The sequence below is a fragment of the Rhodopirellula sp. UBA1907 genome (assembly GCF_002337565.1).
GTDB classification, from domain to species: domain Bacteria; phylum Planctomycetota; class Planctomycetia; order Pirellulales; family Pirellulaceae; genus Rhodopirellula; species Rhodopirellula europaea.
The window spans coordinates 453-3,254 of record NZ_DDGH01000001.1 but is presented as its reverse complement, the minus strand read 5'-3'; the positions used below and the strand labels follow the sequence as shown (position 1 = coordinate 3,254).

The 2,802-nt window shown below is 55.5% G+C and carries 2 protein-coding genes and 1 pseudogene; all 3 read left to right on the top strand.

Features of this window, described 5'->3' with window-relative positions:
• Positions 1 to 355: 355 nt before the first annotated feature.
• The 3 genes and pseudogenes from B2R17_RS00020 to B2R17_RS00010 all read left to right on the top strand — a co-directional run bounded on the left by B2R17_RS00020 (position 356) and on the right by B2R17_RS00010 (position 2,677).
• Positions 356 to 1,176, top strand: a pseudogene (locus tag B2R17_RS00020) (transposase).
• Positions 1,177 to 2,139: 963 nt separating this feature from the next.
• Positions 2,140 to 2,388 (top strand): ribbon-helix-helix domain-containing protein, encoded by a 249-nt coding sequence (locus tag B2R17_RS00015; protein WP_008672154.1) that lies wholly within the window; start codon positions 2,140 to 2,142, stop codon positions 2,386 to 2,388.
• Between the two features lie 4 nt (positions 2,389 to 2,392).
• Positions 2,393 to 2,677, top strand: a complete 285-nt coding sequence (locus B2R17_RS00010; RefSeq protein ID WP_008672152.1) for a type II toxin-antitoxin system RelE/ParE family toxin — start codon at positions 2,393 to 2,395, stop codon at positions 2,675 to 2,677.
• Positions 2,678 to 2,802 lie beyond the last annotated feature (125 nt).

Here is a 2,802-nt window from a genome sequence, read left to right as displayed (position 1 = left end):
GGGCCGAGCATGGGAAACGGCGCCCACTTCCTTGCCGGGAATTCTCGCTGAACGTTCACATTCCGTCCCTCCCCAACTGCGTTCAGGAGGGTGATTTCAACCTTGCGAGCACGGCACTTCAAAACTGCACGACCTCTTTGGGTGGTGGTTCCCTGTGACGGTGCGACCTCGATCGGGCTCGGCAAAAGGAGCCGCCCCTTAGACGTCGCCTTCTCGTTGGCCTCAATCGCAACTTGCAAACAACCGAGGCCTACCTGCCCCTGACACGCCTGGGCGACGAAAGAGCCAGGCTGATCGTCGCTCAAATCATGAACGGGGACCAAAGCGAACAGCGTCTTTCGTCAGTGGCGTTGCCATGGTTCTGAAACGCTACGGCGATCAGTACATCGCGAAACATGGAACACGAATAACGGCCCAACCGAGGAAGGTCCTCCGCGCCGTGATGGCTTGCCGAGAAGACTCTTTGGGAACGATTCAGTATGCGTGTTCGGTTTACCACCCGCACGTTCACGTCATGGTTCCCTCCGGGAGCATCGACGGTATCGGCGTTTGGCAAAGCAGTCGGGCCAGCGTGTTCGTGCCTGAGCAGATTCTGGAGCAGTTGATTCGAGGCAAGTTGAAACACAAACTGCGATCCGAATCTTTCTTTGATTCGATTCCAAACGATGTCTGGAAAGGCCGCTTCGTCGTCGATAGCAAAGCGGTCGGCAGCGGCGAATCCCCGATGGCGTACTTGGCTCCGTACGTGACGCGAGGTGCGGTGGCCAAGCGAAGCGTCACACAGTGCGACGAAGCGGCGTCGCTGGAAGAAGCCAACTTGACGTTGCAAGTCAAACGCAGCCGAACGCGTCAGTACGTGCCGATGCCAATACGTGTGGAAGAGTTCATTCGCCGTTGGCTCCAGCACGTGTTGCCGTTTGGCTTTCATCGTGAGCGTCACTATGGATTCGTCAACGCACGGGATTCGTCAACGCACGTAGCAAGCGATCCATCGAAGAGGTTCGCTGGCTGGTCGCTGTCTCGCTGCAGTGCCAGTACGAACTGGCTTGCAGCCAGCAGATCGTGATGGCGGAACCGGTCGCGATGCAGTGTCCCAGTTGTGGCGGCCCGATGATCCACCTGGGTTACCAACCTGCCGCAACAACCCTGCCGCAGCCAGCCAGAGCACCACCATGATCAAGATCGCCGTGCCAACGACATGCCGCTTTGAAAGTCACTTCACCCGTGACGCCGCTGTCCCTGCGCGCCCGTCGAATTCACATATAATCAAAGGCATCCCTTCGAGCATTTCGAACTGACGTTCAACGTCATCACCCAATTCGAAACACCGTCCACCGAATCAAAAGCGACCGCTCAAGTCATCAGCCCGAACCGAAACACTTCCCAAACCCTCCGCAAGAACACATAGCAACGGACAAAACCACTAGGGCACGTTCGCCGGCGTGCCCCGACCGCAAAGCGACTCGCCTTGAACAAGGATTTAGGTTCAGGCTCGTACCTCGCTGACCCCAAATTCTAAATAGTTGTGCGACCAAGCAGTTCGTTCACGGTTGGAATGTCAGAGTTGTCGCGTTTCCAACCTCGGAAAACCACGGACTCCATAGTCGTGATAACGGTCTCGTCAGAAGTAAACTCCAGTGCGTCCCAAATGGCCAAGGCAGCGGCCCCAGCGACGATTGACGGGTTGGTATCCGTAATCATTCCAGTGATTCGACGGATCACAACGACGGCACGTTGATCGGCAACCGTCAACGCAAATTCGACGCCACGAACCGCGCCTCGCTTCCAGTCGTCGTACCCGTCAGCGCTCGTGTCCTCCAATGAGCCTTGGCGAATCCAGCCGGCGCCGGAGCATTGAACAAAGATATCGGTTGGCGAATCTGACGGCTCAACCGAAAGTTCAACGATGCCACAATGAGGAAGCCCGCCATGAACGCGTCGAAAGCGGCCTTCAGTGATTGGCATAGGTCTGGTCGCACAACGGAAGGTTTCTACGATGCCGCCCTAAACGAAGCGAGCGATGCCATTTACTGGATTTGATGGTACAATGGAAGCGAGGCTCGCATCAAAACGAAAGTGTGCCCGAAGGGCCTAAGCGTAAAAACCATGTTATGTGCCCCAGCACATCGGAGTGAAACCATGAATTTGAACCTCCCAAGCGAAGTCAATGACTTCGTGAAAGGCCTTGTTGCCCAAGGAAGATACAGTTCCGAGCAAGATGCCATCGTCGAAGGTGTCAAGTTGCTGATGGGGCGTGAGCAATTGCGAGGCGAGATTCAAAAAGGCGTTAAGCAATTGGATGCGGGTGAATCCTGCGACGAAGAAACCGTTTTTAGCGAGATCAACGCGGAAATTGACAAGGTAGAAGCCGAACAGCAAGGAAGCTGAGAACATGCCGAGACTTCGGTATTCTGCGGAATCGAAAGAAGACCTCAAGCAGATTGCTCGATTCATTGCCCGCGATAAACCAGGCGCGGCGCATCAATGGGTTCAGAAGCTGCGAGAGAAGTGTCGGTTGGTAGCTGAGCATCCCGACGTCGGCGATGCGCGTCCGGAACTTGGGAACAGGATTCGATCCACGTACGTTGGCAGCTCCGTGATTTTCTTTCGGCGGATCGAAGGATTTCTTGAAATCGCCCGAGTCATTCGAGGCGATGTTGACGAACCGCAAATCTAGGTCACACAACGGAAGGTTTTTACGACACCGCCGTTACAGAAGCGGTGGGGTTTGAATCACGAGAGATGGTACCAATGCCAACGCACGTTGCCTACCAACGAAGGTGTGCCCGAAGGGACTCAGCG

Excerpts from the sequence above, each read along its gene's own strand:
- B2R17_RS00010 (WP_008672152.1), top strand. The coding sequence starts at position 2,393 with ATGCCGAGACTTCGGTATTCTGCGGAATCGAAAGAAGACCTCAAGCAG.
- B2R17_RS00015 (WP_008672154.1), top strand. The coding sequence starts at position 2,140 with ATGAATTTGAACCTCCCAAGCGAAGTCAATGACTTCGTGAAAGGCCTT.